The following is a 15710-nucleotide window of genomic DNA, read 5'->3' as shown; positions in this document are numbered from 1 at the left end:
TCGGTTCGACGTGCTCGGTCGGGCCGATGGGATTTGTGGGAGGGGAGGCAGAATGATGGGGCAAGACGATGGAGGAAGGCTGTGTCATCCGTCGATCGCGTCGATCCAGGATTTTGGTTTTGTTTTTTTGTCGAAGCCGATGATCGGAAGCTGCAAGTCGGCGAAGCGTTGCTGCAGATCAGCTTCCTGCTGTTTTGCGACGATCAGCAACCATCGGGGCGTCTCGACAGGGCGTGAACCTGTGGGTAGCAGGGTGGCGAACTCCTTCAGCCGGCGACTCTTCTCCTCCAAGTACTCCGGTGTCCAAAAGCCGATGACTTCGACGTAGACCAGCAGATTGCGTTGCTGATTGTACAGCGAAAAGTCGGGCGTCATCACGGATTGGCCTCGGACGAGCAACTGCGATTCGCGTTGCCAAATCCAACCTTCGATCGGTGCTTTTTGCCAGGCGGCGTCGACCTCTGCTTCCAAGGATGAATCGAATGCGTCCGGGGCGTTGAGCGTGCTGGTCAAACCATCGGCCGGCGACAGGTCCATTCGGAACCGTTGTTTCCTCGGCCCCAGGACTTCCGCTGTCAGGTGCCAGCCTTTCAAGGCGAGTAGCTTGGCAGCCAGAGCCGCGAACCGAATGCCGTAGCGAGTCGATTGACGGAGTACCGTTTGCGGTCCGTCAAAGATGAATCGGTAGCGGGGATGCTTGGCCGAGGAAACCAGATCGATCCGATGCATCAATCCGGCCAATTTCGCATGACGGATGATCGTCTTAAAATCTTCGCTTGCGTCGATGCGGACGCGTGTCGCGCGATACAGCGCCGCTTGAGTTTGGGCGACGTTGTAGGCGGCCAACAATTGAGCCGGTGTCAGCGAAGAATCGAACTTCTCAAGACGCTGCAATTCCAACACGTCTCTGAACAGATCGGCTTCGATTTCCGGCCAGGGTCGCCCGAGAGCTGCGGCGAGTTCGCTGCGGACCTGTTGGATTTCGTTGTCAAAGATCCCTTCGCGGTGCTCGACGATCGGATGCCGGTCGGCGGCGAAGTCGAATACCTGGCGCCTGAGTTGTAAGACGGCTTTACGGTCGGAGTGGTACTCGGATTGATCGTCCAGCAACTTGCAAAACGCGGCGATGCGTCGTGGTGGACATCCGGACAACCGATTCAAACAGCTCTCGATCCGTCCGTGCAGCGCCTGTCGCGCGCTGCCGATCCCGTCGCGATAAATGCGAAGCATTTGTTTTGCGGCCGGCAAATAGTCGGCGTCGGTGCTGCGATGCAGCCGATCGGGGCGGACGACCATCCGTTGGAAGTCGTACTGGACGATACTGTGTTCGCTGCGGATCATCGCGTTGGCCGATAGGCTTCGTTGCGACGGCGATCACGGCTGCGGGTGACTTCACGCGTGTCTTCGACGACGACTTCGTACAGTCTGGCGCGCCGGCCGCCGGCACCCTTGCGCAACACGCGACCGAGTCGCTGGATCGCCTGGCGTTGGCTGGACAGCCCGCCCAATACGATCGCCGTTTTGACTTCCGGTAAATCAACGCCTTCGTCCAACACGCGATTGGCCACCAGCACACGGTAACGCCCCTCGGCAAAACCCGCCAACCACTCCCGGCGTTCTTTCTTTCCGCAGTGGGAAAGCAAGCATGGCACCAGGAACCGCGTCGAGATTTTGCGGGCCATCACGTTGGATCCAGTGAAGACGATGATCGATTCGTCGCAGTGTAGTCGAAACAGATCTTCCAGCATCCGCAGTTTCGCGTCGGCGTGCTCTTCGATTTGACGTTTCAGCCGAAAGGCCCGCATCGCGATGACGGCGTCGCGGGCGCGGTCGGGTTCTTGCTTCGTCGCGGCGGAAAGGGCGTAGGTGTCGTCCCATTTGAACTTTGGGTCGATCTGCCGCTGCTGGTAAACGAATGTTTGGATCTGCAGCGAATAGTCTCGGTAGCGTTGTTGTTCGTCATCGGTCAAACGGACGGCGATGCGGTGCACGCTGTAATCGGCCAACGATTTTCCAGACGCTTCGGCGATCGATTGTCGGTACAGCGTCGGGCCGACCAGATGGTGCAATCGCTCGGTGCGCTGGTCGTCGCCTGGAAGTGTCGCGGTCAGTCCCAGGCGGATCGCTGCGATCGACATCCGAGCCGCGTCACTGCGCCAGGGCCCGGCCAGATGGTGGACTTCGTCAAAGATGATCATTTGGAAACGGTCGCCGATCCGCGGCATGTGGATCGCGGCGCTGTCATAGGTCGTCACGCTGATCGGGCTGACGCGGTGCACACCGTCACCGATCAGCCCGGCGTCGATGCCCGTCGCTTCCAGGATCTTGGCGTGCCACTGGTACATCAGGTCGCGGACGGGAACGACGACCAGCGTGCTGCATCGGTAGCGGATCATCAGTTCGATCGCCACGACCGTCTTGCCGGTGCCGGTGGGCATCACGACCAACCCGCGGCGACCGCCGGTCTCGAATGCCTTGACCGCTTGCTCTTGATCGCCGCGGAGCGTTACCTGACGCAGATCGTTGATCGCCAGCGGGCGAAACTCCGCCGCCCCCGCATCGCGTCCGACCTGCCAGTCCAGCCGGCCGGCCAACGAGTGTTCCAGCCCCTGCCGGATCGCATCGGCATGCATCGCGTCGGTTCGAAAGCAGTCATCGCGTTCGTCCCATGCGAGCGGGATGTCGGCCAGTGCTTTCTCGACGAACCGCCGCGACAAACCGAACAGCCGCACCGTCCCCTGATGAAAATCGACGTGTGGTCGGGGGCTGTCTTCTTCCATCACGGGGGGCTGCGAAACGGCATTTTCGGCGGTCAAGTCATTTCAACTTGCTCACATCATATCGCCAGACCTGCTTTGCCGCATCGACAATGAATGCGAAGCCGTCGTCCACGGCAACGGCGTAGAACTCGCCGTTTGGATAACGATCACGAGTCGGCAGAGCACCGGCGAATTGCACGTTACCGGTGGCACGGTCGATTCGCATCAACTTGTAATCGAGCCCGACAGTGATGATCGCGTCGCCGGTCACGGCGTTTGCCTTCGCGAGTCCGGTGGAGTGGACGAGCGACCAGCGTTTCGTGCCGGTTGCCTTGTCGACGCAAATCATCGCATCGGGATCGTCCAGATTTTGATGCGAACACACAACGACAAGACTGTCATTGTTGTCGATCACATCATGGGGCCAAACATGCTCGCGGTCGACGAAGTCAGCAGAACAATCATATCGCCAAGCCGGCTTCCCCGTCATTAAATCGACCGCGTTGAACCGGCCGTCGCGCGTCCCAAAGTAGCATCGTTGTTCGTCGCAGCGAAGCCCGCCGAAGTTGCAACCGCCCAATGGCAGCGTCCATTCCGGAGTTTGAACTCCGGAACGGAAACACATCAGGGAAGCGATGCCCGTAGAGTCGTTTGCCTGGTAGTCCGTCGTAACGAGCGCAAGAATCTGATTGGCTTTGGTAGCGATCACTGTGTTGATCGCGTCGCCGTTGAAGTTGATCGGATACGCGATGATTTCGCGTCCGGTATCCGGATCAAGGCTGAACAACCGATTCGTCCCGGCGATCAAAAGGTTTCCCTGATGGATCAACGGATGATTGAATCCACATCCTTTGACCGGCTTTTCCCAAACCGGCTTCCCGGTTTTCGCTTGCACGGCATAGCATCGGTGCCCTGCCTTGGCATAACTCGTAAAAAACACCTTGTCCTCATAGAGAACGGGATTGGAATCGACACGTTGCAGGCCTTCGACTTTCCACTTCAATTCTCCGGTCACTTTGTCGAGACAGTAAAAATTACCGTCGCACGCGCCGAAGTACATGGATGCTTCATCAAAGCAGGGAGTCGAGAATATTTTGTCTTTGGCCATGAAGATGGCACCACCCGCGGTGGGGGCAATCACGCTGGTCGCCGCCGGAGTGTCAACCGGTTGATTCGGCTTGTTCCGCGGATCGAACGTGGTTTCCTTTGGCGTGACGGCCTGCAACTCAACCCCCTCACGGACCTCGCCCTCGGCGACGTCGACGACGACAGAGGAACCGTTTTCCGCATCCGCTGCGGCCAGCCAGAAGGGTGAGACCTGGATGTAGTGCTTGCCGGGGCGCAGGCCGCCAAGTTCGAACGTTCCATCGGGGCGGACTTCGACCGTCGGATCGTAGTAGCGATTGCCGCGCAGATCGGCGGCGTGGGCGCGGACTTTGCGTGGCGGCGCCTCGTCGTCGATCGATGTGACTTTGCCCCGAACGGTGGCACCGCGAGTGAGCGTGAAATCATAGTCCGCGATCGTTTGTCCCGGCCGGGTGGTCAGCGGCTTGCGGGCGACCGCGCCCCACTTTCGCCACTTGCTGTATTCGCCGTCAAACGCCATCAGGTTGTATTTGAACGCGTTGCCTGCCGGCATCACGACTTTGTAGGAACCATCCGCTTCGGTCGTTGCACTGAAACGCGTGTCGCCGGTCAAGGAATTACCGCTGCCGGTCTTGGCCGGCGCCACGGTCGCGCCGGCACGCGGGGTTCCGTCCGGGGCATAGACGTGACCACGAAATTTGACCCCCGCCTCGACAAAAATCTCCACCGGAGCCATGTCAGGTGAGAGGTCAAAGGTCAGGTCGTCAAAGTTCCGTTGAAACTGCTCCGGCGTCAGGTCGTGTTGCTGCCATGGATGTTTGGCTTGCGGCGACCACCAACGCCCAAGCGGACCGTTGCCGTGAAACTTCATTCCGCGATACTCGATCGGGTCCCCGGCGCCGACAGAGAATTCGAATTCACCGGGCAACAGCCCTTCGATCACGAGTCGTCCGTCGTCATCAGATGTGCCTTGAAATTGTCTTTGCGGAAAATTCCAAAGAACCAGCCCGCTAAACGGCTCACCGCTGACGGCATCTTTAACGATCGCTTCGAAGCGAACTCCGGGGGCAAGTTGAATGGATTTTTTCAGTGCCTGGCCGCGAAGGACGTTGAAGGCTTCTGTTCTAGCAACCCCGAGCGGGCTGGCGACGGAAATCTCGTAATGATCGGGATGCACGTACAAGCGATACTTGCCGGATTCGTCCGTGGTGGTTTCCGTGGGGACTTCGCCGATCAGCACGCCGTCGCCCTTGATATCCTTTTGCACAGCACGAACGGTCACACCGGCTGCCGGAGATCCATCAGCAGCGGTGACGCTGCCTTCGATGAAGGTCGTCTTATCCAGCGTGATCACCAGGTCACTGACACCGACAGGTTGCTGGGCGACGTAGTGGGGTGAATACCCAGGTTTCATCCAACGCACTTCGACCTTCGAGCGTCCGTTCTCACTTTCCGGTCGAAATCGAAACACTCCGTTCTCATTCGTCGTGGTCTCGTCGCCGGGGTGCCAGCTCCAGGCATCGACGGTCACCCCCGGCAACGGGTTGCCTTCGGCGTCGACAACGATCCCGGCCAACTCCGTCGGTTGGATATCCCGAGGCATTGCACGGGGCACGTCGTCTGGAAGTGTCGGCGTCGACGTGTTTGGAACTTGAGGGGAGGCGAGGACGGCGTCCCGCGTTGGACCGAACAGCCCACTGACAAGCAACGCACTGGCAAGCGGCGCAGCGACGAGCAGCAACACGGCCATCAAGCTCGCTCCATCGGCCAAACGTGTCGATCGGGTTGGGGGAGCGGTGGAGCGACCGAGTAACCGCTCAAGCCGAGTTCGCAGATGCGATCGTGATGAAATTGATGAAACCGCAGCGAGCGCAGGCGGTCGACGGTGCCCCAGTGCCGCACGGCTAATCGTTGCGACATCAATCAACGTTCCGGCGTATTGCGTCGGATCGATACCGTCGCTGACGACCGCAACGTCACAAGACAACTCGCGATACAAACGCACCTGACGCGAGATCCACCAGACCAAGGGATGAAAGAAAAGCAGGGTTTCAACGACGCCTTGCAAAAAGTTGACCAGCGCATCGCCGCGGCGCAGGTGAATGAACTCGTGCCGTAAGACATGTTCGATCTGCTCGATCGAGACTCCATTGGTGAGGGCAACGGGCAGCAATACCACCGGGCGCACGATCCCCACGACGGTTGGCACCATGGTTTGTCGGCACCACATCACCATCGGTGGTGTCCGCAACACCATTTGTCCGGCAATGCGGTCGACCAGTTGCAGCATGGCCGGATCGGTCACAGCAGACGCACGCCGCCGCATTCGCCGGCACAGCCAGTAGCCTCGGGTCAGCCGCAACGTGAACGCTAGCACACCGAACAAATAGGCCATCGTCACGTACGTCGCCCAAGAATCCGCGACGTGGATCTCTGAATCCTGGGCGTGGGCAATGGTTGGACCGGGCATTCGATCCGGCATGCTTGCCGCCACGCTCGCTGGTACGTTTGACGCTGAAACCTCAACCGCTGGCTCGGTGGCGGTGTCCGTGGGCACATTGACCATTGAACCGACAACGAATTGCGGGGAATGGACGCCGGATTCAGCCGCCGAGGTGTTTGGTGCGGTTTGACGTGTGCCGGCCAGCCAGAACGCGACGCCGAACAGCGGCAACAGGCAGCCGAGCGTCAGGATGCTGCAGCGGTAACGGGCGTCCACCGAGTTCACGTCGATCAAGCGAACCGTGAGTGCGAACAACGCCGCGGGGATGCAGGCGATCCAGAGGAAGTGGACCAATGCAAGCCCCAGGCGGAGCTGAAGATCGTGGTCAAAAAATAACATTTTGGTTCACCGATTGCCTTTCTTTGGGGGACGGTTCATTTCCGCACGGAGTTCCTTCAGCTCTTCATCACTTAGATCCGACGATTCGAGCAAGTTGATCATCGCCGACGCTGCGGAACCATCGAATAATCGATCGACCAGATCACGCATCATCCGCTTGGCGGTCGCCGCCTTCGAAACCCGGGCGCGATACTCATAGCGGCCGTCGGATTTCTTGCGAGTCACATAGCGTTTCTCCTCCATGATCCCCAGGACGGTCATCACCGACTGATAGGTCAGCGAACGATCGGGCTCAAGCGCCGCCCGGATCGCCTGTCCGGTGAGCGGGCCGGTTTGCCATAGCACCCGCAGGATCTCAAGTTCTAATTCGGTCGGATGTTTCGAAACGCGACGCGACATCTATCGCTCCAGCCTTGAATGTCGAAGGAATTCGATTGTCGAAGAAATTAGATTATTGTCGCGGCCGGATGTCAAGCTTTTTTTGGTCCGGGTGGTGTTGGCGTGCTAGGATGGCAGCGGATTTCCCTGAATGTTTTGGTGGGGTTTGGACAATGGAGTGCATGTCGATTTGCCACCGGCCGATGGTATTTTCAAGAGCGGTCTGTTTCCGGGGCTTTGGCTCGATCAATCGGCGATCCATTCTGGCGACGGCAAAGCGCTTCTGAAGGTGCTCGCCGAGGGCATCCGTCAAGCAAGGGACGTGGGATGACAGGCTGGAAGCCTATCCCACGAATTGGAATGCCGGTGAAATTTGCGTTTCGCTGGTCGACAGGTGATAATGCGCGATGCCGGTGGCCTGCCGGCGTGCCCCCCTCGCCGCGCCGCCGGCGAACTCTCCGGAGGCGTTTGGTTTGCAACACGTTGCCGAGCCAGAGCCGACGGTGCCCCGCCGACCATCCATCGCCCCGCCAATGCCTGCAATTCAACGCAAGTTCTGTTTGACCCGCTTCGCCTGGATGGTCTGGATCAGCGTGATCTGCCAGAGCACCGGGATCGTCTCGGCGGACGAATTGCCTGTCGATGACGTCCAGGCGACGAACTATTCGACCAACATCGCTCCGTTTCTCCAGACGCACTGCGTCGTCTGTCACAGCGGCGATGATTTCGAGGGCGAAGTCAGCTTTGACCGCTTCGAAGATTCGGCCAACATCCAAGAGAACTACGAGTTCTGGGAAAAAGTGCTGCGGCTAGTCGAGGAACACCAAATGCCGCCGGCCGATCATTCGCAACCGACGACCGACGAGATCGCGTCGCTGGCCGCGGCGATCGAGGCTGAGTTTTCGTCGTTCGATTGCAGTTCGGCCAAACACCCGGGCCGCGTCACCATTCGTCGCCTGAATAAAGCCGAATACAACAACACGATCCGTGACCTTTTCGGGCTGGACCTAAACCTGGCCGATGACTTCCCGTCCGACGACGTCGCCCACGGGTTTGACAACGTGGGCGAAGTGTTGACGATCCCACCGATCTTATTCGAAAAGTACTTGCAAGCCGCCGCGACGATCGCCGAAAAGGCGTTGGCGGACGAGCAAGCGAAGAAACGCGTACTGCCTCGCGAAGCGGCCAATGAAGAGGAACAGGTCGCGGTCGCGCGTGAGAACATTCGGCAGTTTGCGTCCCGAGCCTTCCGCAGACCGATCACCGATGACGAATCCGACCGTCTGTTTGCGATCATGCGCGGCGCGTTTGAGCGTGGTGCGGAGAAAGACGAAATCTTTCAGACCGTCGTTACGGCGATCCTGATCCACCCGAACTTTTTGTTCCGCGTCGAACGTGATCCGGAACCCGACGATGAAGACGGGATTCGCTCGCTGGACGGCTACGAACTCGCCACACGGTTGTCGTACTTCCTGTGGAGCAGCATGCCGGACGAGCGGCTGTTCGAGTTGGCTGGGTCGGGCGAACTGACCAACAGGGACGTGTTGGCGGCCGAGGCGAAACGGATGTTGGCCGACCCCAAGTCGCAAGCGTTGGTCGACAACTTCGCCGGTCAGTGGCTGCAGCTTCGCGATGTGTCGTCGTTGATGCCCGACCCGGTTCGTTTTCCCGACGTTGACGAATCGCTCCGCCGATCGATGCGGCGTGAGACGGAGACGTTCTTTGAGCAAGTGGTTCGCGAGGACCACAGCATCTTGGAATTCTTGAACGCGGATTACACCTACGTCAACGAACGTCTGGCGCGACATTACGGCATCGATTCGATCCACGGCGATTCGTTTCAGAAAGTTTCGTTGCCGGCCGGTCGACGCGGCGTGTTGACCCATTCGAGTATTTTGATGCTGACGTCCAACCCGACGCGGACGTCACCGGTCAAACGCGGGAAATGGATTTTGGAGAACATCCTGGCTGAACCGCCACCACCGCCACCCGCGGATGTGCCGGAGCTGGAGGAAGGCGGCGTGGTGCTGGGGTCGCTGCGTGAGCAGATGGAAGAACACCGCGCCAACGAGTCCTGTGCGGTCTGTCATCGCAAGATGGATGCGTTGGGGTTCGGGATGGAAAACTTTGACGCCGTGGGGGCATATCGCCAGCGCGACGGTGCATTCGAGATTGACGCCTCCGGCGAGTTGCCCGGTGGAGTCGCCTTTGACGGGGCCGAGGAGCTGATGCAGATCCTGGTTCAGGAAAAAAGCGAGCAATTCTGCAAGTGCTTGGCCGGTAAATTGCTAACTTATGCGTTGGGGCGGGGTTTAACCTCCTACGACCGATGCACGGTCAAGTCCGTGGTGGCAGCACTTGAAAACGACGGCTATCGATTCAGTTCGCTTGTGACGGCAATCGTCACCAGTGATCCCTTTATGATGCGGGAGAGGAAGCGAGATCAATGAGTATTCAAACGAGCCGACTGTCACGACGAACGATCCTGCGAGGGTTGGGGGTTTCGCTCGCGCTGCCGTGGATGGAATCAACGGCCCCGAAAGCCGTCGCCGCATCGTCCACCTCGCCCGACCGGATGGCGTTCATCTTTGTGCCCAACGGCGTGCATCTGCCGGACTGGACGCCGCAACTAGAAGGCTACGGCTATGACCTGCCGTTCACCCTGTCGCCCCTGGCACCGGTTCAAGACGACGTGTTGGTGATCAGCGGACTGACACACGACAAAGGTCGTGCCAACGGCGATGGGCCCGGTGACCATGCCCGCAGCGCGTCGGTGTTTTTGACCGGCGCCCAGCCGCGAAAGGAAGGCGGATTGCGTTCGGGGGTTTCGGTCGATCAAGTCGCCGCACAAGCCGCCGGTCACGCCACACGATTCCCCTCGATCGAACTGGGGATCGAACCGGGACGCAGCGCGGGGAATTGCGACAGCGGATACAGCTGTGCCTATTCATCCAACATCGCCTGGTCATCCGAATCAACGCCGGTCAGCAAGGAGATCAACCCGCGATTGGTGTTCCAGCGATTGTTCGGTGATGGGACGCCGGTCGAGCACGATCAGAACGCGATGCGCCGCGAAGCCCTTCGCAAAAGCATCCTGGACTTCGTCGCCAATGACGCCAAGCGATTGCAATCCAAACTCGGACGCAACGACCGGCGGAAGCTGGACGAATACTTGGATGGCGTTCGCAATGTTGAAAAGCGGATGGAACGCACCGACGATGACTTCGATGTTTCCGAAGACGTCGACTATCCGATCCCCGCGGGGACGCCCAAGGATTACGGCGAACACATTCGATTGATGTGCGACATGATGGTGTTGGCGTTCCAAACCGACCGGACGCGAATCGCCACGTTCATGTTTGCCGATGCCGGCAGCAATCGAAGCTATCGACACATCGGCGTCGGCGAGGGGCACCACAACCTGTCGCACCACGGCGGTGATTCCGAAAAGCACGACAAGCTGCGAAGGATCAATCAATTTCACGTCGCTCAGTTGTCTTACTTGTTGCAGAAACTGAAATCGACGCCCGACGGCCAACAAGGCTCGTTGCTCGACCACACCTCGGTCTGCTACGGCAGTGCGATCAGCGACGGCGATCGGCATAACAACGAAAACCTGCCCATTCTGTTGGCCGGCGGCCGCCAGATCGACTTGGGACGCCACGTCCGTGTCGCTCCCGAAACGCCGATGTGCAATTTGTTCCTGTCGATGCTGGACCGATTCGGAACGCCCGTCGATTTCGTCGGTGACAGCACCGGACGCCTTTCGGAGCTGCAACTTTGAACGTCACGCGGCAACGATGGTTGACGGTCGCATTGGTGCTGGCGTGTGGCGTCAGCTCGCCTGCCGCCGATCCGCCCGGTGACAGTCCGCGTGGCGACGACGAAGCATCGAAGGTCGACGAGTGGGCCGCGGCGCTGACGAGTGTCGAAATGGACGAGCGGCGGGACGCAGCGTATTCGCTGGCGCGGATCGGCCAAGATGCGTTGCCGGCGATCGATGCGTTGATCAAGGGGTTGGGCGATCGCGACGATCAGGTTTGGATGCAGTCGGCGATGGCGGTGGCAAGAATCGGCCCCGAGGCAGAACCGGCCATCGAGGCGCTGGTCCAAAGCTTGGGTGATGATGATCAACAACGGCGTTATCGATCCGGATGGGTGCTTTCAAAAATCGGATCAGCGGCGGTCCCGGCGTTGGTCGACGCGGCGAAGGACGATTCGACACGACGCCGAATTGCAGCCCTCGATGCGATGGGATGGATGGACGGCGATGCCGATCGTTTGCTGGAACACTTGAACGATGCGGTGCGTGACGACGATCCCGACGTGCGGCGGCAAGCGGCCGCCTCGCTGTCTCGGCTGGGACCGGCGGCGGCGGACTCGCTGGGCGCTGCACTGGGTAGCGAAGACGCGGCGGTGCGCGGCATCGCGGCCGAGGGGTTGGCAAAGACGAAACAACACGCGGCCCCCTACCGAGAACGCTTGATCGAATTGTTACACGACCCCGATTCGGCGGTGCGAGCGGCCGCGGTCGTCGCAGTTTCGGTCGCGTCACAGCCCGACGATCAGTTGATCGAGTGGATCATCGATGCCGTGGTCGATCGGGACGTTCAAGTTCGCAGCGGGGGCGTGATCGCGCTTCGCAACCTGGGTGACGCAGCGGATCGCGCGGTCGACCGACTGATCGAATTTCTGCAAAGCGACGATAGCCAGCATCGCGATGCCGCCGCGTTCGCACTCGGCACGTTGGGCCCTCGCGGTGCCAAGGCGATCGGTCCTCTGATCGCGTCACTAAAACAGGACAACGAATCAAAAGATGACAGTGACACGGGCGCAGACCAACCGTCTCCGATCGACGATGCGCTGCGCCGGATCGGAGCGGCATCGGTGCCGGCACTTTTGGACGCCGCTTCGGACGCGGACCACTCACGATCCCGTCTGGCCAAGGCGCTTGCACAAATCGGTCCGGTCGCGACGGAACCGCTGATCAAGGCGTTGCGAACGGAAACCGGAGGATCCAAAACGATCGCAGCCCAGGCGATTGGAAAAATGCGTACGGTGCCGGCGTCTGCGGTCGGCCCCTTGGCAGCCTGTTTGGATGATGCGGATCCGCGTCTGCGTGCTTCGGCAGCGGCGGCGTTGGGGCGGTACCCGCAACTGGACGACCATGTGGTCTCGCAGCTCCGAACGCTCTGCCAGGACCAGCAACCCGAAGTGCGTGCCGCGGCGGTGTCGGCGGTCGCCAACGTCGACGACGCCCCCTCGCGGGTCACGAAACAAATGCTCGAAGCGCTCGACGATGACGCCGCCGAGGTGCGTCGCAACGCGATCGGCGGTTTGGCGAGAATGGAAACGGCGTCCGGCGATGTGATCGACGCGTTGATCCTCGGGCTGGACGATTCCGACGCGAGGGTGCGTCGTGAGGCGGCACTGGCGATCGAAGCGGTGGGCGAAGCTGCCAGGCGAAGCGCGCCGCGACTGATGCAATTGGTCGGTGACGAAGACAGCTCGGTGCGTTCCGCCGCGGCGTCCGCTCTGGCGACGACCGCCGCCCCCAGCGAGGACCTGATTGTGGTCCTTGGCGATGGCCTTGCCGATGCCGAGGACGCGGTCGTACTTGCGTCATTGCGATCGGTCACGACGTTGGCGGGCCGAGCCGTTTCGTTGTCCGATCAGGTGATCACGCTGACCGACCATGACCGAGCCGATCTGCGTGCGGCCGCCTATGCGTGCTTGGCGAAGATCGAAACCGACCGTCAGAAATCGGTGCCGCTGTTGATCCAAGGGCTCGCTGACCCGGACTGGGCGGTCCGACGCGATGCCGGCGAGTCGCTCGGTGAACTGGGGGCCGATGCCAAATCCGCCGTGCCGGCGTTGTTCCGACTTTTGCCGGTTCCGGAAGACACGAACTTTGCGAAGACCGCGCTGCGGGCGATCAACACCGCGGGCCCCGAAGCCGTTCCGGTGTTGCTGGCCGGCATCGAATCCAACGATCGGCGTCAGCAATACTATTCGTTGTACATGCTGGGCAAAGTGCGTCCACGGGCGACCGAGGCGATCCCAATTTTGGAGCGTCTGTTGAAGGAAACGGACAGTCGGGGGATGAAACGGGCTTACGAGAAAGCGATCGACGAAATCCGCGGCCGGGATTAGCGCACGGTCCGCTCTTGAGATCAACCCTCCGACGGCAGTCCGGAGGCATTGCACCATCATTCTGCCCCGAATCATTCTGCCATCCCTCTCCTCCTTTTCGCCGGCTCCGCAGGACGTTGTGGTTAGGTGGAAAGGCAGGAAGATTTGGAGGGTAAGAAAATGGCCTGAATCGAAGGGAGGGTGCATTTCGTCATTTTCTTACCCCCGAAATTTTCTTACCCGATTTCCGCAGGCAGCTCCCACGTCCCCAGCCCTTCTCGATGCGCAGGACGGGGGAAGCAAGGGAGTCATGCTAGGCTATGATGTTGATTGCCGCTGGCGAACCGCGCAAGAGGTGCACGACGTTATCGGAACGAAACCAGGAGCCGCCCCATGAGTCCGACCAAACCACTGACGATCACGGGATATTCCACGGCGCTGTTTTCGACTTGGTACTTCGTCGACGAACTCGCCTGCCTGTTCGATTGCGGCGATGGGATGTCCGCCGGGTTGCTGCAAAAAGCGAGAAAGATTCGGCACGTCTTCCTCTCGCACGCCGACCGGGACCACTTGGCCGGGCTGCTGCAGTTCAACCAGCTCAACGCGCGTCCGGAATTGTCGATCCACTACCCGCGGCACTGCGGATCATTTCCGGCATTGGCTGCATTCTCGGGAAAATTCGATCCCCAGGTGTCGGGGACCAAGTGGTTGCCGTTGGATCCGGGCGATGAGGTCCAACTGCGAGCCGATTTGGTCGTCCGCGCCGTCGCCAATCGTCACATCGAAACCGTCCCGAGCCACTCGAAAAGTCTCAGCTACTTCGTCGAAGAAGTCAGCAGAAAACTGAAACCGGAGTATCGTGGCAAACCGGGCAAAGAGATCGCCGCGCTTCGCAGTCAAAAGGGCGAACGGGCGATCACGGACGAGCACCGGCGGATCAAGTTGGCATTTTCGGGTGACACGCCGATCGAAACAGACGGCCGGTATGATGACGCCGAAGTCTTGATTCACGAATCGACGTTTCTGTCCAGCGACGAGATCGCTGCCGATGACCCTTGTCTGATCCGGCACAGCGCGCTCGATCAGGTGATGGAAATGGCATCCAACAGCCGGATCGGGACACTGATCCTGGGACACTTTTCGACACGTTACCATGACCACCAAATCCTGGAGGCGATCGATCGGTTGCGGGAACGGTATAAAATCGAGTTCCCCATCAAGGTCATCTTGCCGGGGCAAGTCGGGCGTGACGTTCTGGCCAACGAGGCTTTGTCCCTAAACCCGTAGCGGAAGCCGCCAAGGCTTTCGCCTCGCAGAAATTCACACGGGAAGAGCCGAAATTCTTGGCGAATTCCGCTACAACATACGCCCCTTGCCGGGTTTAGGGACAAAACCCGTAGCGGAAGCCGCCAAGGCTTTCGCCGCGCAGAAATTCACACGGGAAGAGCCGAAATTCTTGGCGAATTCCGCTACGACATACGCCCCTTGCCGGGTTTAGGGACAAAACCCGTAGCGGAAGCCGCCAAGGCTTTCGCCTCGCAGAAATTCACACGAGAAGAGCCGAAATTCTTGGCGAATTCCGCTACGACATACGCCCCTTGCCGGGTTTAGGGACAAAACCTAGCATTCCGCCGCTGCTCGGTTTTTGGGTCGTGGACGAGGTGACGAGTCCATTCGGTTTACGAACACAACACGGAGTTGAGCACATGTCAGAGACCGCCGTTCTGCCAGGAATCAAACTGTTTGACCTGACCAATCAGGTTGCCATCGTGACCGGAGGATCCAAGGGATTGGGGTATGCGATGGCGTCGGGGCTGGCGTCGGCCGGCGCCAGCATTGCACTTTGCAGCCGTAACGCGGACGAAGCGGAGCAAGCGGCCAGGCAGATTGGTGACCACTTCGGTGTGCGAACGGTTGGCATCCAAGCCGACGTGACCGATCCGCAGCAGATTGAAGCATTGGTTTCCAAGGTGGAACACGATTTCGGCGGTGTCGACATCCTGGTCAATAATGCGGGCATCAACATCCGCGGTGCGATCGATGATCTTTCTTTCGACGATTTTCGCAAGGTCCAACAGATCAACGTGGACGGGGTCTGGTCGGTCTGCAAGGCGGTGATTCCGATCATGAAGCGACGTGGTCGCGGGCGGATCATCAACCTGGCCAGTACGTTGGGGCTGGTGGGACTGGCCAATCGCACGCCTTATGCGACCAGCAAGGGGGCGATCGTCCAGATGACGCGGGCGTTGGCACTCGAACTCGCCGACGACGGCATCACCGTCAATGCCATCTGTCCCGGACCGTTTCTGACGCCGATGAACGAACCGATCGCCGATAGCGAAGAAGCCAAGAAGTTTATTGTCGGTGCGGTCGCGCTGAATCGCTGGGGGCGGATGGAAGAGATCCAGGGCGCTGCAATCTATCTGGCCAGCCCCGCGTCGAGTTACACGACCGGCAGCATGCTGGTCGTCGACGGCGGCTGGACGGCAAGGTAGATCAGAAATGGCGGTAGA

9 protein-coding genes are annotated in these 15710 nt (G+C 59.9%); 5 read left to right on the top strand and 4 right to left on the bottom strand.

The genetic code is table 11. The features are described from left to right. Nucleotides 1-84 precede the first annotated feature (84 nt). The 4 genes from H1B37_RS04425 to H1B37_RS04410 are packed head-to-tail and all read right to left on the bottom strand — an operon-like array spanning nt 85 to nt 7086. Nucleotides 85-1341: a DUF790 family protein gene (locus tag H1B37_RS04425; RefSeq protein ID WP_182865403.1), complete on the bottom strand. Its 1257-nt coding sequence runs from the start codon at nt 1339-1341 to the stop codon at nt 85-87. Further along, nucleotides 1338-2816, bottom strand: a complete 1479-nt coding sequence (locus H1B37_RS04420; protein WP_182865402.1) for a DEAD/DEAH box helicase — start codon at nt 2814-2816, stop codon at nt 1338-1340. Before H1B37_RS04420 ends, H1B37_RS04425 begins: the two co-directional genes overlap by 4 nt. A 1-nt stretch (nt 2817) precedes the next feature. Further along, the gene (locus tag H1B37_RS04415; protein WP_182865401.1) at nt 2818-6687 is read right to left on the bottom strand and encodes a M56 family metallopeptidase; all 3870 of its coding nucleotides are present in this window, start codon (nt 6685-6687) and stop codon (nt 2818-2820) included. A 6-nt stretch (nt 6688-6693) separates the two neighbouring features. Then, the gene (locus H1B37_RS04410) at nt 6694-7086 is read right to left on the bottom strand and encodes a BlaI/MecI/CopY family transcriptional regulator (protein WP_182865400.1); all 393 of its coding nucleotides are present in this window, start codon (nt 7084-7086) and stop codon (nt 6694-6696) included. A 512-nt stretch (nt 7087-7598) separates the two neighbouring features. On the opposite strand from H1B37_RS04410, the gene H1B37_RS04400 reads away from it, so the two are divergent. The 5 genes from H1B37_RS04400 to H1B37_RS04380 all read left to right on the top strand — a co-directional run bounded on the left by H1B37_RS04400 (nt 7599) and on the right by H1B37_RS04380 (nt 15692). Next, nucleotides 7599-9515 (top strand): DUF1592 domain-containing protein, encoded by a 1917-nt coding sequence (locus tag H1B37_RS04400; RefSeq protein ID WP_182865398.1) that lies wholly within the window; start codon nt 7599-7601, stop codon nt 9513-9515. Beyond that, a complete protein-coding gene (locus H1B37_RS04395; RefSeq protein WP_182865397.1) occupies nt 9512-10849 on the top strand; it encodes a DUF1552 domain-containing protein in 1338 nt (445 codons plus the stop codon). Before H1B37_RS04400 ends, H1B37_RS04395 begins: the two co-directional genes overlap by 4 nt. Beyond that, a complete protein-coding gene (locus H1B37_RS04390; protein ID WP_182865396.1) occupies nt 10846-13218 on the top strand; it encodes a HEAT repeat domain-containing protein in 2373 nt (790 codons plus the stop codon). The genes H1B37_RS04395 and H1B37_RS04390 overlap by 4 nt, the downstream gene beginning before the upstream one ends. A gap of 372 nt (nt 13219-13590) precedes the next feature. Next, complete coding sequence (locus tag H1B37_RS04385) at nt 13591-14484, top strand: MBL fold metallo-hydrolase (RefSeq protein WP_182865395.1); 894 nt, start codon at nt 13591-13593, stop codon at nt 14482-14484. A 419-nt stretch (nt 14485-14903) separates the two neighbouring features. Further along, nucleotides 14904-15692, top strand: coding sequence for an SDR family NAD(P)-dependent oxidoreductase (locus H1B37_RS04380; protein WP_182865394.1), 789 nt, complete (start codon nt 14904-14906; stop codon nt 15690-15692). Nucleotides 15693-15710: the final 18 nt, after the last annotated feature.

Source organism: Stieleria mannarensis, assembly GCF_014154935.1.
Classification (GTDB): domain Bacteria; phylum Planctomycetota; class Planctomycetia; order Pirellulales; family Pirellulaceae; genus Stieleria; species Stieleria mannarensis.
The sequence above is the reverse complement of the archived record's forward strand: the minus strand, read 5'-3'. Positions and strand labels throughout refer to the sequence as shown.